At 39.9% G+C, this 26,178-nt stretch carries 20 protein-coding genes; 11 read left to right on the forward strand and 9 right to left on the reverse strand.

The genetic code is table 11. The annotated features are described in order from the left end of the window. Window positions 1-20 precede the first annotated feature (20 nt). The 6 genes from GGQ60_RS21100 (at window position 21) to GGQ60_RS21125 (ending at window position 9,651) form a co-directional block, all read left to right on the forward strand. Window positions 21-1,382, forward strand: coding sequence for a TolC family protein (locus GGQ60_RS21100; RefSeq protein ID WP_183768084.1), 1,362 nt, complete (start codon window positions 21-23; stop codon window positions 1,380-1,382). Window positions 1,383-1,386: 4 nt separating this feature from the next. After that, complete coding sequence (locus tag GGQ60_RS21105) at window positions 1,387-2,439, forward strand: efflux RND transporter periplasmic adaptor subunit (protein WP_183768086.1); 1,053 nt, start codon at window positions 1,387-1,389, stop codon at window positions 2,437-2,439. 38 nt (window positions 2,440-2,477) lie between these two features. Next, the gene (locus GGQ60_RS21110; RefSeq protein WP_183768088.1) at window positions 2,478-5,537 is read left to right on the forward strand and encodes an efflux RND transporter permease subunit; all 3,060 of its coding nucleotides are present in this window, start codon (window positions 2,478-2,480) and stop codon (window positions 5,535-5,537) included. A 257-nt stretch (window positions 5,538-5,794) separates the two neighbouring features. Further along, the gene (gene lpxK / locus GGQ60_RS21115; protein WP_183768090.1) at window positions 5,795-6,856 is read left to right on the forward strand and encodes a tetraacyldisaccharide 4'-kinase; all 1,062 of its coding nucleotides are present in this window, start codon (window positions 5,795-5,797) and stop codon (window positions 6,854-6,856) included. Next, window positions 6,828-7,643, forward strand: coding sequence for a purine-nucleoside phosphorylase (locus GGQ60_RS21120; protein WP_183768092.1), 816 nt, complete (start codon window positions 6,828-6,830; stop codon window positions 7,641-7,643). Before lpxK ends, GGQ60_RS21120 begins: the two co-directional genes overlap by 29 nt. A 1-nt stretch (window position 7,644) precedes the next feature. Beyond that, a complete protein-coding gene (locus GGQ60_RS21125) occupies window positions 7,645-9,651 on the forward strand; it encodes a putative porin (RefSeq protein WP_229685179.1) in 2,007 nt (668 codons plus the stop codon). Window positions 9,652-9,719: 68 nt separating this feature from the next. Here the strand turns inward: GGQ60_RS21125 and GGQ60_RS21130 are convergent, their stop codons facing one another. Both GGQ60_RS21130 and GGQ60_RS21135 read right to left on the reverse strand, forming a co-directional pair. Then, the gene (locus GGQ60_RS21130; RefSeq protein WP_183768094.1) at window positions 9,720-10,460 is read right to left on the reverse strand and encodes an outer membrane beta-barrel protein; all 741 of its coding nucleotides are present in this window, start codon (window positions 10,458-10,460) and stop codon (window positions 9,720-9,722) included. 284 nt (window positions 10,461-10,744) lie between these two features. Beyond that, window positions 10,745-11,926 carry an asparagine synthetase B gene (locus tag GGQ60_RS21135; RefSeq protein WP_221236019.1) on the reverse strand — a complete coding sequence of 394 codons (1,182 nt, stop codon included), beginning with the start codon at window positions 11,924-11,926 and terminating at the stop codon, window positions 10,745-10,747. Between the two features lie 225 nt (window positions 11,927-12,151). On the opposite strand from GGQ60_RS21135, the gene GGQ60_RS21140 reads away from it, so the two are divergent. Both GGQ60_RS21140 and GGQ60_RS21145 read left to right on the forward strand, forming a co-directional pair. Next, window positions 12,152-12,613 carry a peptidylprolyl isomerase gene (locus tag GGQ60_RS21140; protein ID WP_183768096.1) on the forward strand — a complete coding sequence of 154 codons (462 nt, stop codon included), beginning with the start codon at window positions 12,152-12,154 and terminating at the stop codon, window positions 12,611-12,613. A gap of 153 nt (window positions 12,614-12,766) precedes the next feature. Continuing rightward, window positions 12,767-13,306: a DUF5606 family protein gene (locus GGQ60_RS21145; protein ID WP_183768098.1), complete on the forward strand. Its 540-nt coding sequence runs from the start codon at window positions 12,767-12,769 to the stop codon at window positions 13,304-13,306. 58 nt (window positions 13,307-13,364) lie between these two features. On the opposite strand, the gene GGQ60_RS23075 is transcribed toward GGQ60_RS21145, so the two are convergent. Further along, a complete protein-coding gene (locus tag GGQ60_RS23075) occupies window positions 13,365-13,493 on the reverse strand; it encodes a hypothetical protein (protein ID WP_260300629.1) in 129 nt (42 codons plus the stop codon). Window positions 13,494-13,590: 97 nt separating this feature from the next. After that, window positions 13,591-14,064, reverse strand: coding sequence for a 23S rRNA (pseudouridine(1915)-N(3))-methyltransferase RlmH (gene rlmH, locus GGQ60_RS21150; protein ID WP_183768100.1), 474 nt, complete (start codon window positions 14,062-14,064; stop codon window positions 13,591-13,593). A 42-nt stretch (window positions 14,065-14,106) separates the two neighbouring features. On the opposite strand from rlmH, the gene GGQ60_RS21155 reads away from it, so the two are divergent. From GGQ60_RS21155 to GGQ60_RS21165, 3 genes are all read left to right on the forward strand, one after another. Continuing rightward, a complete protein-coding gene (locus GGQ60_RS21155) occupies window positions 14,107-15,921 on the forward strand; it encodes a MutS-related protein (protein WP_183768102.1) in 1,815 nt (604 codons plus the stop codon). A gap of 151 nt (window positions 15,922-16,072) precedes the next feature. Next, window positions 16,073-16,504, forward strand: a complete 432-nt coding sequence (locus GGQ60_RS21160; protein WP_183768103.1) for a hypothetical protein — start codon at window positions 16,073-16,075, stop codon at window positions 16,502-16,504. A gap of 249 nt (window positions 16,505-16,753) precedes the next feature. Then, window positions 16,754-18,091 (forward strand): GH1 family beta-glucosidase, encoded by a 1,338-nt coding sequence (locus tag GGQ60_RS21165; RefSeq protein ID WP_183768105.1) that lies wholly within the window; start codon window positions 16,754-16,756, stop codon window positions 18,089-18,091. Window positions 18,092-18,602: 511 nt separating this feature from the next. On the opposite strand, the gene GGQ60_RS21170 is transcribed toward GGQ60_RS21165, so the two are convergent. The 5 genes from GGQ60_RS21170 to GGQ60_RS21190 all read right to left on the reverse strand — a co-directional run bounded on the left by GGQ60_RS21170 (window position 18,603) and on the right by GGQ60_RS21190 (window position 26,167). Next, window positions 18,603-19,058: a lipocalin family protein gene (locus GGQ60_RS21170; RefSeq protein ID WP_183768107.1), complete on the reverse strand. Its 456-nt coding sequence runs from the start codon at window positions 19,056-19,058 to the stop codon at window positions 18,603-18,605. Between the two features lie 134 nt (window positions 19,059-19,192). Continuing rightward, on the reverse strand, window positions 19,193-21,475 hold the full coding sequence (locus GGQ60_RS21175; protein WP_183768109.1) for an aconitate hydratase: 2,283 nt from the start codon (window positions 21,473-21,475) through the stop codon (window positions 19,193-19,195). Window positions 21,476-21,665: 190 nt separating this feature from the next. Continuing rightward, window positions 21,666-24,431, reverse strand: coding sequence for a bifunctional aconitate hydratase 2/2-methylisocitrate dehydratase (locus tag GGQ60_RS21180; RefSeq protein ID WP_183768111.1), 2,766 nt, complete (start codon window positions 24,429-24,431; stop codon window positions 21,666-21,668). Between the two features lie 293 nt (window positions 24,432-24,724). Then, window positions 24,725-25,351: a hypothetical protein gene (locus tag GGQ60_RS21185; RefSeq protein WP_183768113.1), complete on the reverse strand. Its 627-nt coding sequence runs from the start codon at window positions 25,349-25,351 to the stop codon at window positions 24,725-24,727. A gap of 159 nt (window positions 25,352-25,510) precedes the next feature. After that, window positions 25,511-26,167 (reverse strand): polysaccharide deacetylase family protein, encoded by a 657-nt coding sequence (locus tag GGQ60_RS21190; RefSeq protein WP_183768115.1) that lies wholly within the window; start codon window positions 26,165-26,167, stop codon window positions 25,511-25,513. Between the last annotated feature and the right edge of the window lie 11 nt (window positions 26,168-26,178).

Here is a 26,178-nt window from a genome sequence, read left to right on the forward strand (position 1 = left end):
TTAAATTAACACTGTTAATTATGAGAACAAAGTTATTTGGTTTCTTGCTCTGCACGGTTACAATTTGGAGTTCGGACGCCAGTGCGCAGCAATTGTTGGATGGCTACGTTGCTGAGGCTTTTAAGAACAACATTGTTTTGCAACAAAAAAACATTTCGCTGGATAAGGCCCAGCTGGCGTTAAAAACAGCCAGGAGTTTATATCTTCCGACTGTTGCCTTTTCTACTACCTGGTCTACAGCTGATGGTGGTCGTAACATCCCCTTGCCACTAGGTGATTTGTTAAACCCTGTTTATACTACCTTGAATAAACTGACTGCCACCAACAACTTTCCTTTAATGGAAAATCAGAGCATCAACTTCTTGCCGAAGAATTATTATGATGCCAAAGTGCGTACAACTGTACCCATTATTAATACCGATTTGGGTTATAATAAACAGATTTCGGCCCAACAGGTAAGCTTGCAAGAATTTGAAGTGCAGATTTACAAACGCGATTTGGTACGTAGCATTAAAACGGCCTATTACAATTACCAAAATGCATTGCAGGCGGTTGAAATTTATAAATCTGGTTTACAACTGGCTAATGAGGGTTTACGGGTAAACGAAAAATTACTCGATGGTGGTAAAGGTTTACCGGCTTATGTTTTGCGCTCGAAAAGTGAAGTAGAAAATGTAAATGCACAACTGGTTTCGGCCGAGCAGCAGGTAGTTAATGCCCGCATGTATTTTAATTTCCTGTTAAACCGCGATGCTGGCGAAAAGATTGATGCAAATTTTGATAACCAGGCCGATCTGAACAAAGTCACAGCACTCATCGCCGATTTATCGGTAACCGGCAGAAGGGAAGAATTAAAGGCTTTAGATCAAATCATCAGTATCAATAAAACAGCACTTAAAATGAACAGGCAATTTGCGGTGCCAAAATTAGGTGGCTTTGTCGACCTGGGCTCACAGTCGGAAGGTTTTCATTTTAACGACAATACACGTTATTATATGATTGGTCTGCAGCTCGATATTCCTATTTTTACCGGTAACCGCAATAATTTTAAAATCAGGCAAAGCAATCTCGATCTTAAAAATGCCGAACTAAATGCCAGTTTAGTAGCGCAACAGCTAAATCTTGCAGCTAAAACAGCTCAAAATAATTTAAAGGCAGCTTACCAAACGTATCAGTCTTCGCTCAAACAGTTTGAGGCGGCCTCCAGTTATCAACGTCTGATTGAAAAAGGGTATAAGGCTGGTACCAATTCCTTTATCGAAACCATCGATGCCCGTAACCAGTATACAGCTGCGCAATTATTAGTTAATATAAACCGGTACAAAGTTTTATCGGCCATGGCCGATGTAGAACGCGAAACCGCAACCTATTCAATAAATTAATTTTATGAAGAAGATATTTATTTACCAAGCCCTGCTCGCTGCGGTTTTCAGCATAAGCGCCTGCAGCAACCACAAAACCGATACTGCCGGTATTGGTAATCAGGATACTGTTCCTGTAAAAGTTATGCCACTTCAGGTAGAAGATGCCAGTCATGCCATTGCGGCTTCGGGGCAATTTACCACTAACGATGAGACTTTTCTTTCTTTTAAAAACGGAGGGATCATTAACCGTATTCTGGTAAAAGAAGGCGATGCTGTACACCAAGGGCAGCTACTTGCCATAGTAAACCAAACCGAAATCTCAGCACAGGTGCAGCAGGTTAACCTGGCTTATCAAAAAGCCGAGCGTGATTATAGCCGGGCAAGCAAACTGTATAAAGATAGTGTGGCCACTTTGGAGCAAATGCAAAATGCCAAAACTGCACTACAGGTAGCAAAACAACAATTGGATGCCGTAAAATTTAATCAGAACTACTCCGAAATCAGGGCCACAAGCAGCGGTTATGTGCTAAAAAAGCTGGCTAACGATGGTCAGATTGTAGGACCGGGAACCCCTGTTTTACAGATAAACGGTGCAAAACAAAACAAGTGGATTTTAAAAGTGGGTTTGAGCGATGCCCAATGGGCAGCTTTAAAAATAGGCGATGGTGCCACCATTACTACCGATGCCCTGCCTAACCAGACCTTAAGTGCAAAAGTAAGCCGTAAAGCCGAAGGCATTGACCCACAAAGCGGAACTTTTGGCGTGGAACTGAGCCTGATTGATGTAAAAGTTCAGGGACTTGCAGCTGGTTTGTTCGGAAAAGCTACAATTATTCCTACCAAAACAAGCAGCGGTTATACCATTCCTTATGATGCACTTTTGGACGGTGGCGAAAATGAAGGTTATGTTTTTATTACGAACGATAACAAAACGGCCCAAAAAGTAAAAGTTCAGTTAGGGGCAATCCAGAACGATAAAATCAATATCACCGGAGGTTTAGAAAATGCGGCAGGCTTAATTGTTTCAGGTAGCGCTTATTTAACCGATGGTTCGAAGATTAAGGTGCTGAAGTAAGATCAAAGCTCAAGGACCAAAAACTAAAGCAAATTGAGATGAAAATATCAGAATACGCTGTAAAAAATTACCAGTTTACACTCATCATGGTGCTCATGGTGCTGGCACTGGGTATTACCACTATATTCAATATGCCTCGGTCTGAAGACCCTGATATGAATGCACCAAATTATCCTGTGGTGGTGGTATACCCTGGAGCGAGTCCGAAGGATATGGAAGAGCTGGTGGTAAAGCCATTAGAGAAAACCATTTATGGATTGGACGATATTAAAAACATTAAAACCACTATTCGCGATGGCTTGGCTGTACTTTTTGTAGAGTATAAGTATGCTGTAAATGTCGATGATAAATACCAGGAACTGGTACGCGAGGTAAACAGCGAGCGGGCTAACCTTCCGCAGGAAATTTACAGCATGGAAGTGCAAAAAGTTTCTCCTTCGGATGTAAATGTATTGCAGATTGCACTGGTGTCAGAGAATGCTTCGCGCGATAAACTGAAAGCGAAAGCCGAAGATTTGCAGTCGGAGCTCGAGAAAATCCCATTTTTAAAAAATGTAGAAATTATGGGTTTGCCCGATCAGTTGGTTCGGGTAGATTTAAACCTCGAAAAACTGGCGCAGTTGCACATCCCGGTTACCTTTGTTGCCAGTGCCATTCAGAGCGAAGTAGCCAATATTCCCGGCGGAAGTGTAAATGCAGGAAATAAATCGTTTAACATTAAAACCAGCGGCAACTACCAGAATATCGATGAAATTAAAAATACCATTGTTTTTAGCGGCAACGGCAAAAACACGGCTTTAAAAGATGTTGCCAACGTTTATTTCGATTATTCGCAGGAAAAAGATATTACGCGTTTAAATGGCCACCGTTGTGTTTTTGTAGTAGCGGCACAAAAAGCGGGTGGAAATATTACCGCTGCCCAGAAAGCCTATTTACCGGTAATTGAAAAGTTCAGGAAAACTTTGCCTGCCAATATCGATCAGCAGTTAATGTTCGATCAGGCCGATAATGTGAACAGCCGCTTGGGCGGTTTGGGTACCGATTTTATGATTGCCATTTTATTGGTTTTGGTTACACTTTTACCTTTGGGTACACGGGCTTCCATTGTAGTAATGGTTTCTATTCCGCTATCCTTGGCCATCGGTGTAGTTTTGTTAAACGTTTTGGGCTTTAGCCTAAACCAGTTGAGTATTGTGGGGCTGGTGGTATCGTTGGGTTTACTGGTTGATGATAGTATTGTGGTGGTTGAAAATATAGAACGCTGGATGCGCGACGGACATAGCCGGCTGGATGCTACACTGAAAGCTACCAAACAAATTGGTATGGCTGTAATGGGTTGTACCGCCACGCTGATCATCGCCTTTATGCCCCTGATGTTTTTACCCGAAGCTTCGGGCGAATTTATCAGGAGTTTGCCTGTAGCGGTGATCTGTTCGGTTATTGCCTCTATGCTGGTGGCCTTAACTGTGGTTCCCTTTCTATCGAGCAAACTGTTAAAACCGCATGCTGATGCCAATGGCAATATTTTTCTCCGCACTTTGCAGAAAATCATCCATGGCTCGTATTCCAGATTATTGGATAAGGCACTAGCGAAACCCATTTTAACCATTGTAATTGCAGTGGCTATTTTTGCCGGCTCTATTATGCTTATCCCCGTTATTGGATTTAGTTTATTTCCGGCTTCAGAAAAACCACAGTTTTTAATCAACATCTCTACCCCTTTGCAGTCGAATCTAAATTATACCGATTCTGTTACCAGGGCGATTGAAAAAGAATTGAAAAAGATTCCGGAGGTCAGGTATTTTGCCGCTAATGTGGGAAAAGGTAATCCGCGGATTTATTATAACGTATTGCCGCAGAATGAAAGAACAGACTTTGCCGAACTTTTTGTGCTGCTGCAACCCCATATTAAATCAGACCGTAAAATTGAGATTATCGAGATGCTGCGCAAAAAATGGACGCCTTACCCGGGTGCGAAAGTAGAAGTTAAAGATTTTGAGCAGGGACAACCCATTATTTCGCCGGTTGAAGTGCGTTTGCTGGGCGATAATTTAGATACTTTAAGGAACCTTGGTGGCCGTGTCGAAAATATGTTGCTTAAAACTGCCGGTACCATTTATGTAAACAACCCGCTTAAAAACTTAAAATCTGATATTAAAGTTGATATTAATAAAGATAAGGCGCAAGCATTGGGCATTCCGACAGTTAATATCGACCGTACGGTACGGATGGCAGTAGCCGGTTTGGAAGTAGGGAAATTTATCAACCCTAAATCTAACGGCGATGATTACAATATCCTGCTTACCACCAAACGTCCGTCGTATCCCGATTTAACCGTTTTCAATAACCTGTATATCAATAATAATCAGGGTACATCCATTCCATTGATGCAGGTGGCCTCGTTAAAGCTCGAAACTTCGCCTTTAAGTATTAACCATTACAATAAAACCCGGACCATTTCGGTAAATGCTTTTGTGCAGAAAGGCTTTTTGAATGATAAGGTGATTCAGGATGTAGAGGCGCAGATGAAAAAACTGAAGCTCCCTGAAGGTTATACTTTTGAGATGGGCGGTGAAATAGAAAGCAGAAACCAGTCGTTTGGAGGTTTTGGCAGTATATTGCTGGTTACGCTTTTCCTTTTTATTGCGGTGCTGGTGCTCGAGTTTAAAACTTTTAAAAGTACGCTTATTGTGCTTTCTGTTATTCCGTTGGGTATTGTAGGGGCTGTACTGGCACTGATGGTTACGGGCAACTCGCTATCGTTTGTGGCAACTATCGGTATTGTGGCTTTGGCCGGTATTGAAGTGAAAAACACGATTCTGCTGGTCGATTTTACCAACCAGTTGCGTGCCGAAGGAATGCCTTTGAACCAGGCCATCGAAGAAGCTGGCGAGATCAGGTTTCTGCCCATCATTTTAACTACATTTACAGCTATCGGCGGTTTGTTGCCTATCGCACTTTCCAGTAACCCACTTATTTCGCCACTGGCCATTGTAATGATTGGTGGTTTAATCAGTTCTACCCTCTTATCGCGGATAGTAACGCCGGTGGTTTATAAATTAATGCCGCCAAGGGTGGAGGCTAATGAGGAGGTTTAGATCTTAAGGCAGGCTGAACTTTTCGGGCGGTCGGTGTTCTCACCGACCACTAAGCAGATCCTTGGTTGTTGGTGGCGCCTCCAATAATAAAATAATTGTGATGAGGTTAACCGGTTAAATGTTTAAACCGGTTAACCGATCTCAGACTAAATTACCTTCCTACAAACCATTTACCTCACTCAATGGTTGCTTTATTGTGCATCGGCTAAAGCCTGTGCCTTTCTTTTTTAAATAATCCTTATTTTTGAGACCACGATATGCTACTTAACTACCTACGCCTTTTACTGCTTCCTTTTTCATGGATTTATGCTATGGCAGTTGTACTCCGGAAAAAGCTTTACGATTGGGGGATCATGCGCAGCGTATCGTTCGATTTGCCCATAATTTGTGTAGGTAACCTTGCCGTTGGCGGCTCCGGAAAAACACCTACAACCGAATATTTAGTCAGGCTGCTGTCTGGTTATAATGTGGCTATTTTAAGCAGGGGTTACGGGCGTAAAACCAAAGGTTTTATAATGGCTGATCACCATGCCACAGCCGAAACCATTGGTGATGAACCTTTACAATATTACCAGAAATTTAAGCAGGTTACCGTGGCCGTTTCCGAAGACCGTGTGGAAGGCATAAAGCAGTTGCAAAACAACCACGATGTCATTATCCTGGATGATGCTTTTCAGCACCGTGCCATCAAAGCAGGTTTCAATATCCTGCTTTTCGAGTTCAGGAAACTGGGCACCCTACAGTTTTTGCTACCTGCCGGAAATTTAAGAGATGTTTTCTCCTCGCGTAAAAGAGCCGAAATATTGTTGGTTACAAAATCGCCGGTTCCCTTGTTGCATGTAGCCCAGCAAGCCTCCATAAACGAGCTGCAGCCAAATGTGGGCCAACCTGTATTACATTCTTATCTTAAGTATGGCGATCTGGTTCATGTGTATCATAACGAAAACCTCGAACTAAAGTCAATTAAAGATTTCGAAATTTTTCTGCTCACCGGAATTGCAAATCCTGCTCCTTTAATAGAAGAACTTCAAAAATATACCCGTAATATTAAACATAGAAAATTTCCTGATCATTATGCCTTTAAAGAAGAGGATATCAGGAAGTTTAAAACAGCTTTTTTGGCAGGAAATGAAAAAGATAAAATCATCATCACAACAGAAAAGGATAGCAAGCGTTTAAAAGCTACCGGATTTGAAGATTTACTGGTAGATTTACCCATATATTATTTACCCATAGAGGTTGAATTATTTGAAGAAGATAAGATTACCTTTGACGAACTCATTTTAAACTATGTTAAGAGCAATAGAAGAAACCGTTGAATATATAAAACGTAAGACAGAGAATTTTAAACCGGAAATAGGTATTATTTTGGGTACTGGCCTGGGCGGCTTGGTAAAAGAAATCGAAGTTGAACACCAGTTAATGTATTCTAATATTCCAAATTTTCCGATTTCTACTTTAGAGTTCCACAGCGGGAAACTGATTTTCGGAACCTTGAACGGGAAGAAAATTATTGCCATGCAGGGCCGATTACATTATTACGAAGGGTACAGCATGCAACAGATCACCTTCCCGGTAAGGGTAATGAAAGGTTTGGGTATCGAAAACTTAATTGTATCTAATGCTGCCGGTTCGTTAAATCCCGAGTTTAAGAAGGGCGATTTAATGATTATAGACGATCACATCAACCTGCAGCCTGATAATCCGTTACGGGGTTTAATTGAAAGCGAATTAGGTCCCCGTTTCCCTGATATGAGTCAGCCGTATAAACGCGATATCATTGCCAAAGCACTAAAAATAGCTGAAAATGTTGATATCAAATGCCATAAAGGGGTGTACGTTGCCGTTTCAGGTCCCAATTTGGAAACAAAAGCAGAGTATAAATACCTGCGTTTAATCGGTGCTGATGCCGTTGGTATGAGTACAGTACCTGAAGTTATTGTGGCCAATCATGCTGGTTTACCTGTTTTTGCTATCTCTGTATTAACAGATGAAGGCTTTCCGGAACAGCTGCAACCTTTTAATTTAGACGAAATTTTAGCTGCGGCGGCCAAAGCCGAGCCTAAAATGACCGAGATTTTAACCCGTTTAATTTCTGAACTGTAAGATGCGTAGAGGTGTTAAAATCTGTTTTTTTTTCTTACTGTTGCTGGGCATTAACAAAACCTTCGCACAAGACTTAAAAACAAGTGTTGGTACCAATAAAGAATTGGATTCTGTTCGGAAGAAATTAGATTCAGGGAAAGATTCTGTCGTTTTTACGGCAAAATATATCCGGTTTACCAAGTTGTCGTTAACTAAAGACAGTATTGTGCTGTTACCTCTAGATACCTCAACTACAAATATTCAAAATTATAGTCCGCTTTTACAGCCCCTACACCCAACCATAAATAATGGTAACATGGGCTTGTCTGCCAGGCCCTTGCTGTACGAACCGAGTAAAAGGATTGGTTTTGATCCAGGATTTCATTCGCTTGATTATTATGCTCTAACGCCAGAAGACATTATCTACTATCAGGCCAGAACCCCTTTTACCAGCTTGTACTTTGTGAGTGCCGGGCAAAAAGAACAGCTTTTTAGGGCTATTCACACACAGAATATAAAGAAGAACTGGAACGTTGGTGTTAATTTTAACCGTGGCGATTCGAGAGGCTTTTATGCCAGGCAACGTGGTGATAATCTGAATGTGGCTATATTTTCCTGGTACCAATCGCCAAGTAAACGTTATAATATGTGGGCATCAGCTATTTTTAATACCATGCGCGCATACGAGAATGGTTCTACAGTGGCTAAAGATTTATTCGATCCAAACTATTCTAAAATTGCGAGAGAGGCGGAGCCCATTAACCTATCCGATGCAAGAAATTTATACCGCAAAAACACCGTTTTTTTAAAGCAAACTTATTATGTAGGCAGGATAGATACTTCTGCAAATTTGAACAATGCCGTTTTACCAACCAATAAGGTTTCGTATACGTTTGAATATAATAACGATAGTTTCGATTTTTTCAGAAATGGAGCGGATGTTAATAACGTGTTACCTCCGGGAATGGCAAGTACAGTATTTACGAACGATTCTACCCACGTAAAACACCTTAAAAATGAATTTATTTACAGTTTCTTTTTAAGGCCCAAAAATAGTTCCGTTATTAAAAATGAATTAAAGGTGGATGCAGGCGTAAGGCACGATTATTACAGGCACGAATACCTGGGTATAAAACAAGATGTGACGCTTTACGAACACAGTAAATTCGCTTATCAAAACATTACCATTTTAGGTGCAGCAGGCTACCGTTTTTCTAATAATATCGATTTTAATTTAGATTTACAGCAGATTTTGCAGGGCGAAAATGCCGGCGATTATTTATATGAGGCAAAAAGTAAAATTCTTTTAGGTAAAACCATCGGAAGAATCGAATTGGGGGCTTATGTTCAAAACCAAACCCCGGCAGCTATTTTTAATTACTATCATGGTAACCATTACCAATGGACAAACACCGATTTTAACAACACTAAAATTGCCAACCTGTCGTTCAATTACATCAATGATAAATATGGTTTTACGGCGGGAGCCAAATATTATTTAACCAGTAACTATGTTTATTTTGCGGCCGACCATACCAATGGTACAACGGCTATTTTGCCAAAACAGGCAACTGCTGATATTAGTTTAGTGAGGTTGGACCTATCCAAGAAAACCAGGTTTGGCAGGTTTGTAATCGAAAATTACCTCGCTTATCAAAAAACAGATAAAAATGCAATATTAAGAACGCCAGAATTTTATACTTATAACAGTATTTACTTTGATAATACTTTTTTTAAGGTATTGAAAGCCAATGTGGGATTTGATGTAAGGTATAATTCTGAATATGCAAATTACTTGTATTCACCGGCAACAGCCCAATTTTATATAGATGAACGCAACCCAACCAATTTGTCTTCCAAACCTGTAGTTGATGTGTTTTTTAAGGCAAATTTAAAAAGGGCCAATATTTTTGTTAAATATGATTTTGTAAACCAGGGTTTATTTCAACCGGGCTATTATACGGTTAACAGGTACCCGATGCAGGATGCCCTGTTAAAATTTGGGGTAAGCTGGAACTTTTACGATTAATAATAAAAAAGCATAAAAAAACCTTCCTGATGTAAAATCAGGAAGGTTTTTTGCCTTAAGGCGTTTTCTTAGAATGAATAACCAACTGAGAAGCCTAATACGCGGTTAGTTAATTTATTTGAATTTGCTTGCCTGTCTTTTGGCGTTAAGTCTGTTAAACCCAAGCCATAGTTAGCACCGATCAAGAAACCTGAAGTGGTGCGGTAAGCTAAACCAAAGTTTGCACCGAAGTCTGTACTACCATAATTTTTGTCGCTTGCGCTACCAAAAGAAAGGTCTCTATCATTAGAGCTGGTTACAGTTGCACTTGTGTTGTTGCTGTTGTTAACTGTTGTAGTGGTAGTTTGTCCTTTATCTTTACCTGAGATATTAAAACCGATGTAAGGACCAGCACTGATCTGAACCGCTCCGGCATCACCTGTAGGGATTCTGAATACTGCATTAACCGGAACTTCAATAGCCATTAAATTGGTTTTAACAGATGATGTAGTGGTAATGGTATTATTTCCTACCGTTGCTGTACCAGTAGATTCGAACTTATTACCTTTATTCTGTAATGATACTCCCGGTTGGATAAAGAAATTGTTTCCTACACCAAAGTCGCCAAATGCAGTAACATTGAACCCAACATTGTTTTTTGCATTATCGTTAAATGTATTAGCAGCGTTATCATCTCCACCTGCATGGAATTTTGAAAGGTTAACACCGGCTTTAATTCCAAAACGTGCAGTCTCCCCAGTCATTTTGGTTTGAGCGAAAGCACCAGTTGCTAATAAAATGATCGATGCGCTTAATAGTAACTTTTTCATGATATTTTTCTTTTTATAAAAATCTTGTTTAAAATTTCAGGTTTTACCCTGTTTGTTAATTGCCATTGCTAATCCAAAAGCTGTGCCAAAGTATCAAGTGTGTTACAATTAGGCGGCTAATTTATTGGTTATCAGGATGTTTTTTGCAATGCTTAAGTATACTTATGGCTCAGTTGAGGGAGGGTATAAAGTGCCATTTATTGTATACATAACAGGAAAATAGCGGAGAATTAACAAATTTTTAAACGAAGAAGGAACAATGCCAAAAGTTGAATTCTGATAAGTTATGTCTTCTGAGGTTTCTTTTTTGCTGCCGGAAAAAGTACATTGTTAAGGATCAGGCGATAGCCCGGCGAGTTTGGGTGCAGGTTTAAATCTGTTGGCGGATCGCCTACAGCATGCTGATAATCTTCCGGATCGTGTCCGCCGTAAAAAGTAAACTGTCCTTTGCCAATTTCGCCATGTAAATACCTGACCTCTGCGGCACCTTTGTTTTCGCCTAAAACAGTTACACTGGGTTTCACTAAGCTTTTTCTGAAAGCTGTGGTTTGTCCCATAAAACCTTTAATCACCTTATCGTGATCCTGGGTAAGCATGGTTGGAACGAGGTCCCATTTTGCAGAAAAATCGAATAAGGTAAAGTAATCGTTTGTTTGATTTAAGGAACGGGTTTGAGTGGCATCGATATCAGAAAACTCGTAATTCATAGGGTTATTGTCGAGTTTAAAGTTCTGAAATGCCAACGTTTTGTTAAAATCCAGTTTAGATTGTGCATTGGGGTCAGCAGCATCTCCGTCAAACATTTGTGCACAGATATCCACGCCTTCTGCCGCCAAAGCAATATCGAAACTATCGGTACCCGAACACATGGCGAAAAGAAAACCACCACCGGCACAGTATTCTTTAATGTGTTTGGCTACAGCTAATTTCATTTCGGATACTTTTTTATATCCCATGCGTTTGGCCAGGGCTTCCTGATTTTTAACATCTTCCTGGTACCAGGTAGCGTACCTGAAATTGGCCCAAAAACGTCCGTATTGACCGGTAAAATCTTCGTGGTGCAGGTGCAGCCAGTCATATTTACTTAATTTATCCTGTAAAATATCATCATCGTAAATCACATCGTAGGGAATCTCGGCGTAGGTGAGCACTAAGGTAACGGCATCATCCCATGGTAATTTGCTTTTAGGAGAGTATACCGCAATTTTTGGTGTTTTTTCCAGTTTCACCATTTCCATATTTACTGATGGATCACTTATTTCGTTTAAGAGATTCACCACTTTCCCGTCGGCCATTACCTCATAAGATACTCCTCTGATCTTGAGTTCATCCTCAACCGTTTTGTTATATTTGATTAAAAAACTTCCGCCGCGGTAATTTAAAAGCCAATCAACTTCCAGCTGTTTGCTGATGGTCCAGTAGGCAATCCCATATGCTTTCAGGTGATTTTTTTGGTCTTCATCCATATAAATCAATAGTGATGAAGCCCTGAGCCCTAAAGAGCAGAACAGGCAAATGAGCAGGATATAATATTTTTTGATCAAATCGGTGTACTTAAAACACTAAAATACCGCATTTAAACTGGATAGAAAAATTTAATGATGTTATAAGTTACACAATTTTGTTATTTTTGCCCTCTACCCAAAAAATGAGAATTTTTTTAGGTGTTTAAAATTAGTACCGATATTGATATGAGTAAAGCAATTATAAAAACAGAAAAAGGCGGCATGACCGTAGAATTCTACGATAAAGATGCGCCAAAAGCCGTTGCAAACTTTAAAAAATTAGCGAAAGAAGGCTTTTATGATGGAGTAACCTTTCACCGTGTAATTCCGAACTTTGTGGTTCAGGGTGGATGTCCGAATTCAAAAGACCCCGCTACTGCGCATTTAGCAGGTACTGGTGGTCCGGGTTACAAAATCGATTGCGAATTGGATGGCGATAACCAATATCACGACCGTGGCGTTTTATCAATGGCACATGCAGGCCGTAATACCGGTGGTTCGCAGTTTTTTATCTGCCACAGCAGAACAAATACCGCGCACTTAGACCGTAACCACACTTGTTTTGGTAAAGTTATCGAAAATGTAGATCTTGTAGACGATATCCGCCAAGGCGATAGAATTGTAAATATTGAAGTTTTAGAAGATTAAAAAAAATGATACGGGATTTGAGACATTGGATTTGAGACTTGATCTCTCTGATTGATGCTCTATCTCATTTAATAATTGAACAAAGAGTTTTAGTTATTTGATTTGAGTGATTTCTCATTTCTCATATCTCGAATCTCATATCTCAAAAAAAATATGAATTTAAGAGGAATTGTTGCCGTATCCGGCAGGCCAGGTTTGTTTAAACTGGTTGGGCAAAATAAAGTAGGTTATATTTTGGAAAGCCTGGATGCTCAAAAAACTAAAATTGTAGCCAATATTACCAATACTAAATTAGCTTCGTTAGAAGATATTACCGTATATGGTGAAGATGAAGAAATCAAACTGGCTGATATTTTTGCTAAAATTTCTGCCAAGGGATCTACCCCGGATTTAAAGGGCGATTTACGTGCTTATTTCTTGGAAGTAGCTCCAAATCACGATCAGGAGAAAGTTTATGCTTCGGATATGAAAAAAATCATTACCTGGTATAACCTGCTTAAAGATCTTCCTTTATTTACAGAAGAAGCCCCTGAAACACCGGGAACCGCTGCAGAGGTTAAATTGGCTGAAGAAAAAACAGCTGATAAAAAAGTAAAAACTTCAGGCGCCAAGGCAACAGCCAGCGCAAAAGCAACGACTAAAACTTCGGCTCCTGCTAAAAAAGCAAGCATGACAAGTAAAAAAGGCGTTTAAGCTTTATTTCATTAATGTAGAAAACACCGGGCCATTCGTCTGGTGTTTTTTTATGGGGTTAATCGAAAAAATACCAAAGCAGCGCAACAATCACCAAAGAAACGATAATGCTGATCCATAAGTATTTATTGTTGCGATTCTGATCGCTTTTGTACCTGTATTCCCTTTTATATTTATCTAGTAACATCGTTTCTTTTATTTAATGATGATTTTTATTCCCGTTTTCCATATCCAAAACCCTACAATTTATGTTATCCATGTTCCTAAAACATATCTTCCATTGCTTAAGCATGATGGTAAGGTTCTCCCCTTAAAATACTAAATCCCCTGTAAAGTTGTTCTACAAAAAACAACCTGATCATCTGGTGTGAAAAAGTCATATCCGATAGCGAAAGTAAACCGTTTGACCGCTTGTAAATACTATCGTCGAATCCATAAGGGCCACCAATGATAAAAATTAAATGCTGGATGCTGCCCACCATCTGTTTATTCAGGTAGTTTGAAAATTCTACGGATGAGTATTTTTTTCCTTTCTCATCCAATAAAATAACAACATCTCCATTGTTGATTTGTTTGTGCAGGAGTTCTGCCTCCTTTGCTTTTTGTTGCGCTTCACTCAGGTTTTTAACGTTTTTTACATCTGGTATGGCTAAAAAACTGAAGTTAATGTAGTGTTTTAAGCGATTAATGTATTTATCAATCCCCTCAATTAAATATTTATCTTCGGTTTTGCCAATCGCAATCAGGGTAATCTTCATTTAATATTTTGCCTATCTTTAGAATTTCGAGATTCAAATATAATGTTAAAATTACAAGCGCAGATCATATCAGGTTACAGTGAAAAAATTAAAGAGGTTACTGATGATATAAATCAGACTAAAAAATTAATCGACAAACTGTCGTTGGTAAGGGTGGGGTTGTTCCTGGCCGAAATCTTGTTCTTTATTTTACTGGTACGATCTGCCGATGATAGCTTGCGCACCTTAATTCAGATTGCTTTATTGTGGCCGGTAATTGCATTTGCCTATGTGGTACGCAAACAGAGCAGGCTCGATCTCGAAATTGACTACAAAAAACAGTTGTTGTGGGTGTACCAGAACGAATGGAATGTTTTGAACGGCCAGGAGAATGGTTATGACCACGGTACAGCATTCGAGTCTGAAACCCACCCCTATACTTCCGATCTCGATATTTTTGGAAAAGCATCTTTATTTGCCCTTTTAAATCGTTGCAGCACCAAAAAAGGTAAGGATGTGCTGGCGAAAAAGCTGGCAGGGAAATCAACGCGCGATATCATTTTAAACCGGCAGGAAGCAGTAAAAGAAATAATAATTAAAATTGAGGAGACTTACAGTTTCAGGGCCAGTTTGCATGGTTACGATCCTGAGAAAATAGAGCAGATTAAAACACAGTTAAAACTGCAATTGGGTGAACAACTTGAATTTGTGCTCAGTAAATTTTTGCGGTTGTATGTTAAACTGGTACCCTTTGTTACATTTGGTTTAATTTTAGCCGCCATTATCTTCAGCAGTGCTTTTTGGAAAATATTGGCACTTGTATTTATCATTCACACGGGTTGGAATGTATTGCTCAGTGCAAAAATTAATAAGGTATTTTATAGTTTTGGTGGTAGTTCAGGTTTGTTAAATGGTTATGCCAGCGCTATCTTATGGACAGAAAAACAAAATTGGAAAAGCACTTATATTTTAAGTTTATTTGATTCACATGTTCCGGTAAGCCAGGAAATCAAAAGCCTGTCTAAAATTATCCAAAACTTCGATGCCCGCCTGAATATTCTGGTAGGCGGCATATTGAATGCACTGTTGCTGTGGGATTTAAAATGCTGTATAAATCTCGATATCTGGTACAAATCTTCCTCCAAAGATCTAATTGCTGCGCTGAATCACCTTGGCGACTTTGAAGAACTGATTTCACTGGCTACGGTTGCCTATAATCAGCCTGATTGGGTTTTCCCAATAGTAACCGACCAGTTTACGTTAAAGACAGAACAGCTTGGCCATCCGCTCATCCGGCCTGAGCTTAGGATAGATAATGATTTTCAATTAAGTACAAACCCAACGGTTGATATCGTAACCGGTTCCAATATGGCAGGTAAAAGTACTTTTTTGCGTACTTTGGGTATTAACATGGTATTGGCATATGCCGGTGCGCCTGTTTGTGCCAGGAGCATGCAGTTACCGGTTTTTTCGATCAATACCTATATGCGGATAAAAGATTCGCTGAACGAAAGTACCTCTACTTTTAAAGCCGAATTAAACCGACTGAAAATGATTTTGGACAATGTGGTAAAAGATAACGATACTTTTGTACTGATTGATGAGATGCTCCGTGGTACAAATAGCAGGGATAAATATCTCGGATCGAAAGTATTTATAGAAAAACTGATTGCAGAAAAAACACCTGCACTTTTTGCCACGCACGATTTGCAATTGGCTGATCTGATCATCGATCATCCAGAAACGGTCCGTAATTTCCATTTCGATATCCAGATCAGCGATGGCGAAATGAAATTTGATTATTTATTAAAGCAGGGGCCATGTAAAACTTTTAATGCGGCAATTTTACTGAAGCAGATTGGGCTTACTTTAGATTAATTTAGAAGATTTAAGTGCCGTCTGATAATGTAAAGAAATATTTTTACCAGTTAAATTTAACCCTCACTACACCAAAACCGCAATGAAAAACATAGCTGTTTGTATCTTAGTTGAAAGAAATCTATAAGCTCAATCTAAATTAAATTGTTCTATGAAACAAGCGCTCACTTATACGTTAAAAGTTACATTAACTACTTTATTGTTTTGCCTGCCGGTTACTTTTGTAATCATGATGGGATTTGTAAGGCTGTTGCCACTTATATTTTCAAATTACAGTTTCAGTGTTCATCTTGATATAAGGGATGCCGTTGTTTTTGTTATACTAACTTTCTGCGCTCTTTTATTTTACATGAGGAAAATTCGCGGCGCCTCACAGTTAATTTACAACAAACGCAATATTGCAATAAACGCCATGATGGCTTCTATCGCAGTTTTTTTGATATACCTATGGTTGTGCGGAAAATTAATGTCACTCTCAATTAGTGAATTCTTGATTACTTATGCACCTACATTTTCCATTGCTTTTGTTTGTATGAGGATTTATCCGCTAAAGAATGAAGAGAATGAGACTAAATTAGTTTAAAAGCCGGGCTACTGGATAATTGTGACATCAGGCATTGCCATGTGGTGAGCAGGGAGAAGCCAGTTAAAATAATAAAGATCATTAAGCCTGTTTTCTTTGCAATTTTACCTGATTTTTAAATTGTTTGGTAGTATCAAGGGTTAATATTCACTCTTCTTTTTAAAAATGACCGAATCTTTAACATAAAATTTATAGCTTAATGATTTGTTAATATTAAACTTGCAACTTATGGCAATTAATTGGTAAACAATGATTAATGCAAGCGATTTTGGTCGGGATTTTTTGTGGGGGGTGGCTACAGCTGCAGCTCAGATAGAAGGAACAGCAAGCCAGTATGGAAAAGGCCCTTCCATTTGGGATACTTTTACGGCTAAAAACGGCAAAATAAAGAAGAACCACAAATTAGATCCAGCCTGCGATTTTTATAACCGGTATACAGAAGACGTTGCGCTGGTAAAGCTACTTGGCTTTAAAGTGTTCCGATTCTCTATTGCCTGGTCGAGGATTTTGCCACAGGGAAGAGGAGAAGTAAATCAGGAAGGCATCCGTTTTTATCATAATCTCATTGATGAATGCCTTACCCAGGGCATTACACCCTATGTTACGCTTTATCATTGGGATTTGCCACAGGCACTTGAAGACGAAGGGGGGTGGACCAGCTTTAGCATCAATGCTGCTTTTAATACTTTTGTAAGCATCTGTGCGCTGGAATACGGCGATAAAGTGAAAAATTGGATTGTATTAAACGAACCTTTTGGTTATACTTCTTTAGGGTATATGCTTGGCGTGCATGCGCCGGGTAAAACTGGTTTAAGCAATTTCTTCCCTGCGGTTTTGCATACAGCTTTGGCGCAAGCAGAGGGGGGGAAGATTTTGCGTGCTGAAGTAGACAAGGCTAATATCGGGACTACTTATTCCTGCTCCGAAATACTTCCTTATACGCAAAGCGACAGTGATGTCCTGGTTGCCAAGCGGATTGATTGTTTAATGAACCGTCTGTTTGTAGAGCCTGCATTGGGCTTAGGCTTCCCCACAGCAGATTGGGATGTGCTGGAGAAATTTCAGATCGAATATGGTACCTGGCGATTGCAGGACAGAATGAAATTCGATTTCGATTTTATCGGCCTGCAAAATTATTTTCCATTGACGGTAAAATACAATGCTTTTATCCCGGTAGTTCAGGCCTGGGAGGTAAAAGCCAAAAGCAGGAAAAAACCGCATACAGCCATGGGCTGGGAGATTAATGCCGATAGCTTTTATAATATTGTAAAACAGTTTGCGGCCTATCCTAATATCAAAAATATTATCATTACCGAAAACGGTGCCGCTTACCACGATAAATTAATTGATGGCAAAATAGAAGATACCGAACGGATCGAATATTTTAAACTTTACCTGAATGCGCTGCTAAAACTAAAAAAAGAAGGGGTGAATATTACCGGCTACATGGCCTGGACATTAATGGATAATTTCGAATGGGCGGAAGGGTTTACAGCCAGGTTTGGCCTGGTTTATACCGATTTTCATACTTTGAAACGCACCATAAAGTATTCTGGCTATTGGTGGAAAGAGTTCCTGAAGGGTTAGTTGATAATATGCATTGCGGTATTTGGGCAACTATTACTTGCATTTTAATATTTACTATCCCAATAAAGGTAGTAAGTGCCATCATTGTTACGATGACGTTATCAATTAGTAGGTTGATTAGTATTTTTTGGAGCGCATGGACAGTCACAACTATTAAAGCTGGTTCCCGTTCTCCACTTTATCCTTTCGCTGCGCTTCAGGGATGCCGCTGCGCCCGGGGCTAAAAACGCTGTTACTGCAAAGAACAAAACGCATCATAACAGGCAAATCGCCAGGCCGTTCCTTTTACTGCCCTTGTGTAATAAACCTTATTGAAGCGGTTATACTTTTTGGTGCACAAACAAACGTATTCTACTAACGATCATAAAAAGATAGAAGCGGAAAGAAGGACTGCCGGAACCGACAGCGATAAACCTGCTTTCCAAAAAAGAGATCTAAAATTTATCTGAAACAAAAAATCCCGTTCTGCTTTAACAAAACGGGATTTACACGTTATAATCTTTTAAGGAAATTACTGTATTCTGGTTGCGGTAACGGTTGTATTTTCAGTGTACGTTCCCGAATTCCCGATACTGGAGACATCAGTTCTTTTCATGATCAATATGTTATTTGATATAGAAAAGGTAAAGCTGTTATGATTAAAAGCCAAATTTCCGCTCAGGTTTAATTTGTCCCCATTTACGGTATATTTTACCTTAACATCCTCTATTGTGTTTTGATTATTGCTGAAAGGGTCTTTAAAATAAAAAATGGCATGTAAATTACCATCTTCCTTAAATTCCAAAGTTGGCCTCGGACTTTCTCCTTTGGTATCGTCCTGATCTTTACCGGTGTTTTCAAAATTGGTAATTACGTAGGAATCTATTTGCCATTTACCAACAATAGTAGTCTTGGTAGTTTCATCCTTTTTGCATGAGCTGAGGTTAATTAAAGTTAAGAGCGTAAATGCTAGAAATAGTTTTTTCATTAATTTAATTTAGTTTAATCGGCAAAATTAGATTTATTATTATGTTTTGCAAACAAAAAATCCCGTTCTGAATCAACAAAACGGGATTGATAATATACATCCAGACTTCGGACTTCCGACTCCAGACTTTCAGTCTATTGAAGTGCAGCTTTTGCAGCGGCTTCAGCCCTAATGATGTTTAATGCACCACCAGCTTTAAACCAGTCTATCTGCTGTGCATTATAGCTGTGATTAACCGGGAACTGATCAGTAGTACCATCTGCATGGTGTAATACCAATGTTAAAGGTTGATCAGGAGTAAACTCAGTTAAGCCTAAAATGTCTATCGTATCGTCTTCTAAAATTTTATCATAATCATCTTTATCGGCGAAAGTTAAGGCCAGCATACCTTGTTTTTTAAGGTTGGTTTCGTGGATACGGGCAAAAGATTTTACCAACACTGCACGTACACCCAGATGGCGTGGCTCCATGGCAGCATGCTCACGTGATGAACCCTCACCATAGTTTTCGTCGCCCACTACAATAGAGCCTAAACCTGCAGCTTTGTAATCGCGTTGTGTAGCCGGAACAGGTCCGTACTCACCTGTTAATTCATTTTTAATTGTATCGGTTTTATCGTTAAAATAGTTTACCGCACCGATTAACATGTTATTGGAAATATTATCCAGGTGCCCACGGAATTTCAACCACGGACCAGCCATCGAAATGTGATCGGTAGTACATTTACCTTTCACTTTAATCAACAGTTTTAAGCCTTTAAGATCGGTACCTTCCCATGGGGCAAACGGATCTAACAACTGCAAACGGTGAGAAGTAGGAGAAACCAAAACCTGTACCTTTGAACCATCTGCAGCCGGTGCCTGGAAACCTGCATCTTCTACAGCGAAGCCTTTGGTTGGCAATTCGTAACCGGTAGGAGGGTCTAATTTAACCTGCTCACCTTTATCGTTGGTTAAGGTATCTGTTAATGGGTTAAATCCTAAATTGCCCGAAATGGCAATGGCCGCAACCATTTCTGGCGAAGCCACGAAAGCATAAGTATTTGGATTACCATCGGCCCGTTTCGCAAAGTTTCTGTTAAACGAGTGTACGATGGTGTTTTTTTCTGCTTTTTCTGCACCGGTACGGTCCCACATACCAATGCATGGGCCGCAGGCGTTGGTAAAGATGGTAGCGTTTAAGTCCTGGAAGGTTTTTAAATAACCATCCCGGTCAGCCGTATAACGTACCTGCTCAGAACCCGGGTTAATACCAAACTCTGCTTTAGTTACCAAACCTTTCTCAATAGCCTGGTTCGCAATAGAAGCTGCTCTCGATAAATCTTCGTATGAAGAGTTGGTGCAGGAACCAATTAAACCCCATTCTACTTTTAAAGGCCAGCCATTTTTCTCGGCTTCAGTTTTCATTTGCGAAACCGGAGTAGCTAAATCTGGTGTAAAAGGGCCGTTTAAATAAGGTTCTAAAGTATCTAAATCGATCTCAATCACCTGATCAAAATAGCTTTCAGGATCAGCATAAACTTCAGGGTCGCCGGTTAAATAAGCTGCAATTTTGTTGGCCTCGTCAGCTACTTCATTTCTGTTGGTAGCGCGTAAGTAGCGTTCCATACTTTCGTCATAACCAAATGTAGAAGTGGTTGCACCAATTTCGGCACCCATATTACAAATGGTGCCTTTACCGGTACAGCTCATGGAAGTCGCGCCATCGCCAAAATACTCTACAATGGCACCGGTACCACCCTTTACTGTTAAAATGCCGGCAACTTTCAGAATCACGTCTTTGGCAGCAGTCCAGCCGTTTAATTTACCGGTTAATTTTACCCCAATTAACTTAGGGAATTTAAGCTCCCATGGTAAACCTGCCATTACATCGCAGGCATCGGCACCACCAACACCAATGGCAACCATACCTAAACCACCGGCATTTACCGTGTGTGAGTCGGTACCAATCATCATTCCACCCGGGAAAGCGTAGTTCTCTAAAACAACCTGGTGGATAATACCTGCTCCGGGCTTCCAGAAACCAATGCCATATTTGTTGGATACGGACGATAAGAAATCAAAAACCTCGGCACTCTCTGTTTTGGCATGGGGTAAATCTATCGCAGCACCTTCTTTAGCCGTAATTAAGTGATCGCAATGCACTGTAGATGGAACGGCCACCTTAGGACGGCCTGCTTGCATAAACTGCAATAAAGCCATCTGTGCTGTTGCATCCTGCATTGCTACCCGATCAGGTGCAAAATCAACATAGTCAGAACCACGTTTAAACGCCGTTTTAGGATCTCCATCCCAAAGGTGTGCATACAATATTTTTTCAGATAGGGTTAAAGGCCTGCCCACAACTTTACGCGCAGCCTCAACGCGGCTACCAAAGTTTGCATAAACCTTTTTAATCATGTCTATATCAAAAGCCATATTTTAATTTTTTAATTATTATCAATAAGGTACTATCTAAAGTAAACAATTTTAAACACAGTTATTTTTGAGATTTGTCATAATCTGTTATTTAAAACCATTCTATCCAATCTTTGTGTAAAAGAAAAGGCTACCTGATACTTCGGATAGCCTTTTCTAGTGCTTAACAAATAATATGATTTTTTGTTTCCTATTGTTTTGTAGAGATAGGGGTAAACTTGGTTAGGTTAATGCCTTCTACTGCTACTTTATATTCTTCGATGCTTGGAATACGACCCAGGATGGCTGAAAGTACAACCACCGGTGTAGAGGCCAGCAACGACTCTCCTTTTTTACCATCCCTGTCTTCTACCACACGACCCTGGAACAATCGGGTAGAAGTAGCCATTACTGTATCGCCTTTGGCGGCTTTCTCCTGGTTACCCATACACAAGTTACAGCCCGGGCGTTCTAAATACATGATGTTTTCATATTCAGTACGGGCAACGCTTTTAGGTAATGCATCGCTAAACTCAAATCCAGAATATTTTTGTAAATATTCCCAGTCGCCTTCTGCTTTCAATTCATCAATGATGTTGTAAGTAGGGGCGGCTACTACCAATGGTGCTTTAAATTCTACTTTACCGGTTTGGTTCTCTACGTTTTTCAATAATTGAGAAACGATTTTTAAATCGTCTTTATGTATCATGCAAGAACCAACGAAGCCAAGATCTACTTTTTTATCGCCACCGTAGTAAGTTAAATCCCTGATGGTATCGTGCGTATAACGTTTAGAAACGTCAACGTTGTTCACATCAGGATCAGCAATCATAGGTTCGTTGATTAAATCGAGGTCAATTACTACTTCTGCATAGTATTTGGCATTGTCATCCGGTGTTAAGGCAGGCTTAATGCCCGTTTTAATTTCCTCAATACGTTTGTTTGCCTTGTTGATCAATCCCTGAAGCACCTGGTTATGGTTGTCCATGCCTTTATCGATCATGATCTGAATACGGTTTTTGGCAATTTCAAGCGATTGGATCAACGTATCGTCCTGAGAAATACAGATAGAGGCTTTCGCTTTCATCTCGGCAGTCCAATCGGTAAAAGTAAAGGCCTGGTCGGCCAGTAAAGTACCGATGTGTACCTCGATGATACGGCCCTGAAATACGTTTTCGCCATCAAACTGCTGTAACATTTGTAATTGTGTAGCATGAACCACATCACGGAAATCCATGTGTTCTTTCATTGTACCTTTAAAGGTTACTTTTACCGACTCCGGAATAGGCATCGAAGCCTCGCCGGTGGCCAATGCCAATGCTACAGTACCAGAATCGGCACCGAAAGCTACACCTTTTGACATGCGGGTATGTGAATCGCCACCGATGATAATTGCCCACTCATCAATGGTAATGTCGTTCAATACTTTGTGAATAACATCGGTCATTGAATGATATTGACCTTTAGGGTCGCGGGCAGTAATTACCCCGAAATCATTCATGAATTTCATTAGTTTAGGGATATTGGCCTGTGCCTTTTTATCCCAAACTGAGGCGGTGTGGCAACCTGATTGGTAAGCGCCATCAACAATCGGCGAAATCACTGTAGCAGCCATGGCCTCTAACTCCTGGGCGGTCATTAAACCGGTGGTATCCTGCGAACCTACAATATTTACTTCCACACGCACATCAGAACCGGCATGTAGAACTTTACCCGGTGTTAAACCTACTGCATTTCTGTTGAATATTTTTTCTACAGCTGTTAAGCCCTGACCTTCAATGGAAACTTCTTTAGCCGGAGCAAATACAACCGGAGCTTCGATACCTAAAGTTTTGGCCGCAAATGTTTGGATTTTTTTACCAAATACGATGGCGTAAGAACCACCGGCCTTGATAAACTCCATTTTTTGTGGGGTTAAGGCTTTCGAAATATCAATCAGTTCCCGATCTCCATTGTATAATTTTTTGGTTTTGGTATTAATGGTAAGCACGGTTCCGGTTTCTACTGAATATACTTCTTCTAAAACCGGTTCGTCGTTTTCATTACGGATAACATTGCCGTTTTCGTCAGTTTTCTTTACCCAGTTTTTGAGGTCGATACCAATACCGCCGGTTACATCAACTGTGGTTAAGAAAATAGGCGAAATACCATTGGTACCCCCTACAATTGGCGCAATGTTTACAAAAGGAACATACGGACTGGATTGTTTACCTGTCCAAAGGGCCACGTTATTTACACCCGACATACGCGACGAGCCTACACCCATGGTGCCTTTCTCGGCTACCAGCATCACACTTTTATCCGGATGTTGTGCCTGCAGGTCTCTGATTGCCTGTTGCGCCTCAGGCGTAATCATGCATTTGCCATGTAATTCGCGGTCGGAACGGGAGTGTGCCTGGTTACCCGGCGACAATAAATCGGTAGAAATATCGCCAATGCCAGCAATAAAGGTTACTACCTTAATTTCTTCGGCAACCTCAGGTAATTCGGTAAAGAATTCGGCTTTGGCGTAACTCTCTAATATTTCCTTGGCAATGTCATTGCCATTGTGGTAGGCGTCCTTTAAACGATCAGTATCTGCATCGTACAAGAAAACCTGTGTTTTAAGAACATCTGCAGCTTTTTTAGCTTTATCGCCATTATCAGCCAAGGCAATATCCAGTAAAACTTTAATAGAAGGACCACCTTTCATGTGTGCCAGCAGTTCGAAAGCAAAATCGGGTGTAATCTCTGCAACAACCGTTTCGCCTGCGATAATTTCTTTTAAGAATTGAGCTTTAACACCTGCGGCAGCTGTGGTACCCGGCAGGGTATTGTATATGAAAAAATTAACCGCATCTGCCCGGTTAAAATTATTTACATTTTTAATCTGATCGATGATTTCGCTCAATAATTCAGCGCTGTCAATAGGTTTAGGGTGAAGACCTTGGTTTTTTCGCTCTTCAATCTCCTGGATATAATCGTTATAAATACTCATCTTGCTTTTTTATTCTTTTTTCGCGAAGTTGTGCGTAATAAAATACGCCTTACCAAAAGAATATTATTATTTGTGATTAATTGTGGTTATCAACCCAAAAAAATGAATTTTTGGATAGAACAAAAATAGCAAAAAGCAAGCTTTAAATGGAATTTAAGCCGGTGATTACATAATTTAGAATTGTTCTAAATTGTTGGTTGGGTGTTTATTGCTGATTTGAAAAACAGTAGGCTATTCAGAAAAATTAAAGGAATTGTACCGTTGTGAAGGGCTTTTTTCTATGAGCAGAATGATCAATCTAAACAGATATTATCATCAACATCATAACAAAAGCCTAAGCTTTTTGCCTTTATATTTCCCCGGGTATCGATGCTTACCTTAAATGGTTCGGTTCTTACGGTGCATTTGTGAAATCTCGCCAGGTAGAATTCGAATCCTTTTCGGGTTTTCTGATAAGATCCGCCTATATTCCGGGAATAGTCAGCCACTAAATTGTCTATTTTGGCAAGTAATAAAGCTTCTTCCAAACTATCTATCTTTCCGATAAAGCTGATCAATTGTGTTCTGTTGGTAACCAATTTCATGCTGTCGTTTTCCATATAAACGATATAAAAATAACCCTTCCACATTTCGGTTAAAAAGCCAGAATGTGGTTGATCAAACCTATTGTTCATCAGCTGGGAAATATTCCCATTCGCAGCTATAATCTCAGTTTCCGGATGGATTTTACCTCCAAAATCCTGCCGGATGCATGCCCAATATTTATATTTTTTAACCGGACGTATCATCCTCACCAGCTCTTCAGCGGAATTTAAATGGGCTGGGATTTTCTCGAAACCCTGCTCAATACGGGGATGGCATGCTGCAAGAAACAGGGGGAAGAGCAGCAGATAATATTTTTTGTGAAAGCGGTTCTGCATATCGGTTTTTAACTCTAGATGAAAGAAAGTCGATTATTCCATAACTGTTCAATTTCGTACAATCTTGTCCGTTTTTGAACAGCTTGAAATTAATATCCGGTTTAAAAACCTGTTTTGAACTCCTTACAGTAAACCCGATGGGTTGTGGCATAACTATGGCTAAAGGGTAGCGAAAGTGAAACCCTTTTCGGTAAAATAGGCCAAAACCTTTGGAAGGGCATGTGCTAAGCGGTCAAAAGCTTTTAAACTATCGTGAAAAACAATTATAGAACCATTTTCGGTATGTTTGATCACATTTTGATAACATTTTTCGGGCGAAAGATTAATATCGAAATCGCCGCTGAGTACATCCCACATGACGATTTGCAGTTTGGAGTTTTCAGTTTGCAGTTGAGCGTCAGACTTCAGACTCCGGACTTCGGACCTCAGACTTTTAATCTGGCTTTTTTTAATTCTCCCGTAAGGTGGGCGAAAAAGATTGGTTTGAGTAAGTTCCTGGCATTTTAGCGTGTTTTTGAGATAGGTTTCATCATCAGTTTTCCAACCTTTTAAGTGGTTGAAAGTGTGGTTGCCAATGGCATGTCCGTCAGCTTTTACACGTTCAAAAACTTCGGGGTGTTTAACAATATTATCGCCAATGCAAAAAAATGTAGCTTTAGCATTAAAGACTTTTAAAGTTTTTAATACAAAATCTGTAACATTGGGTATGGGTCCATCGTCAAAGGTCAAATAAATAACTTTTTCGGTGCGGGATTTATTCCATAACAGTGATGGATAATACCATTTAAGCAGAAGCGGTGATTTGATCAGGTACATTCAGACCCAAA

The sequence above is a fragment of the Pedobacter zeae genome (genome assembly GCF_014196715.1).
GTDB lineage: Bacteria > Bacteroidota > Bacteroidia > Sphingobacteriales > Sphingobacteriaceae > Pedobacter > Pedobacter zeae.

Bases quoted from the DNA above. Each gene is read 5' to 3' on its own strand.
- GGQ60_RS21100 (WP_183768084.1), top strand. From the start codon at position 21: ATGAGAACAAAGTTATTTGGTTTCTTGCTCTGCACGGTTACAATTTGG.
- GGQ60_RS21105 (WP_183768086.1), top strand. From the start codon at position 1,387: ATGAAGAAGATATTTATTTACCAAGCCCTGCTCGCTGCGGTTTTCAGC.
- GGQ60_RS21110 (WP_183768088.1), top strand. From the start codon at position 2,478: ATGAAAATATCAGAATACGCTGTAAAAAATTACCAGTTTACACTCATC.
- lpxK (WP_183768090.1), top strand. From the start codon at position 5,795: ATGCTACTTAACTACCTACGCCTTTTACTGCTTCCTTTTTCATGGATT.
- GGQ60_RS21120 (WP_183768092.1), top strand. From the start codon at position 6,828: ATGTTAAGAGCAATAGAAGAAACCGTTGAATATATAAAACGTAAGACA.
- GGQ60_RS21125 (WP_229685179.1), top strand. From the start codon at position 7,645: ATGCGTAGAGGTGTTAAAATCTGTTTTTTTTTCTTACTGTTGCTGGGC.
- GGQ60_RS21130 (WP_183768094.1), bottom strand. From the start codon at position 10,460: ATGAAAAAGTTACTATTAAGCGCATCGATCATTTTATTAGCAACTGGT.
- GGQ60_RS21135 (WP_221236019.1), bottom strand. From the start codon at position 11,926: ATGGATGAAGACCAAAAAAATCACCTGAAAGCATATGGGATTGCCTAC.
- GGQ60_RS21140 (WP_183768096.1), top strand. From the start codon at position 12,152: ATGAGTAAAGCAATTATAAAAACAGAAAAAGGCGGCATGACCGTAGAA.
- GGQ60_RS21145 (WP_183768098.1), top strand. From the start codon at position 12,767: ATGAATTTAAGAGGAATTGTTGCCGTATCCGGCAGGCCAGGTTTGTTT.
- GGQ60_RS23075 (WP_260300629.1), bottom strand. From the start codon at position 13,493: ATGTTACTAGATAAATATAAAAGGGAATACAGGTACAAAAGCGATCAG.
- rlmH (WP_183768100.1), bottom strand. From the start codon at position 14,064: ATGAAGATTACCCTGATTGCGATTGGCAAAACCGAAGATAAATATTTA.
- GGQ60_RS21155 (WP_183768102.1), top strand. From the start codon at position 14,107: ATGTTAAAATTACAAGCGCAGATCATATCAGGTTACAGTGAAAAAATT.
- GGQ60_RS21160 (WP_183768103.1), top strand. From the start codon at position 16,073: ATGAAACAAGCGCTCACTTATACGTTAAAAGTTACATTAACTACTTTA.
- GGQ60_RS21165 (WP_183768105.1), top strand. From the start codon at position 16,754: ATGATTAATGCAAGCGATTTTGGTCGGGATTTTTTGTGGGGGGTGGCT.
- GGQ60_RS21170 (WP_183768107.1), bottom strand. From the start codon at position 19,058: ATGAAAAAACTATTTCTAGCATTTACGCTCTTAACTTTAATTAACCTC.
- GGQ60_RS21175 (WP_183768109.1), bottom strand. From the start codon at position 21,475: ATGGCTTTTGATATAGACATGATTAAAAAGGTTTATGCAAACTTTGGT.
- GGQ60_RS21180 (WP_183768111.1), bottom strand. From the start codon at position 24,431: ATGAGTATTTATAACGATTATATCCAGGAGATTGAAGAGCGAAAAAAC.
- GGQ60_RS21185 (WP_183768113.1), bottom strand. From the start codon at position 25,351: ATGCAGAACCGCTTTCACAAAAAATATTATCTGCTGCTCTTCCCCCTG.
- GGQ60_RS21190 (WP_183768115.1), bottom strand. From the start codon at position 26,167: ATGTACCTGATCAAATCACCGCTTCTGCTTAAATGGTATTATCCATCA.